We start from the raw sequence: 693 nt of genomic DNA, 5'->3' as shown, positions 1-693 counted from the left end.
TTGGGCCGATGCGTGGTGGCGCGTGTTTTGCTGCGGGAAACGAAATTTTATGCCGTTGAGGTTATCAGGCCTGGTTTGTACGCCAGCGTCGCGGTCGATCATTTTTTCCGATCGTTTAAAACCACCCTGGCATTGAGATTAGGCGTAAGGGTCGAACACTGAGGGATCCCCTGCAATATTAATGGCTGGCAGTCTGGCTTCAGGTCCGGGGCCAGTTTGAGCACGCCGGATCGGCAACGACCGCATCCCTGCGTGCCTCGGCACGCGCAGCGGGAAAGCGAAACGCCCTTGACGTTGACCTGGTCGTTAAGCCCCTTACAGGACGACCGAAAAAGAGAGTCCGCCACTACGGATTAATCTCAGCATTATCAATTAATCAACAACACGCTTAATTTCAGCGTTATCGCCACGCTGAATATATTCACTATCATCCGTCGTGTAACTGGTATCGGTTTGGTTGTAGTGCGATATCCATAACAGCCATTTTTTTTCGATACAATTAGCACCAGGTTTTAGACTGTCAAAACAGCGCAAATCATTGTCGCTGGCCCTGTGCTGCAGAAACTGAAACCCATCACCTACTTCGCTAACTAACACGGTCCACGAGTATTTACTACCAATAAAGGGCAAGTTATATTTTTCTTTCAATAACTCTTTATTTTCCAGACACCATGCAACCCTCCCTCTATCAGT

The 693-nt window shown here is 48.6% G+C and carries 1 protein-coding gene; it reads right to left on the bottom strand.

Annotation, left to right across the window (positions count from 1 at the left end):
- Positions 1–372: 372 nt before the first annotated feature.
- Positions 373–693, bottom strand: a 321-nt coding sequence (locus tag WH277_RS00275) for a DUF943 family protein (protein WP_339503671.1), incomplete at its 5' end; no start/stop codon positions are given.

The organism is Erwinia sp. MYb416, from assembly GCF_037479575.1.
Classification (GTDB): Bacteria; Pseudomonadota; Gammaproteobacteria; order Enterobacterales; family Enterobacteriaceae; genus Erwinia; species Erwinia rhapontici.
Note: the sequence above shows the minus strand (reverse complement) of the source record. Positions and strands in the feature narration are given on the sequence as shown.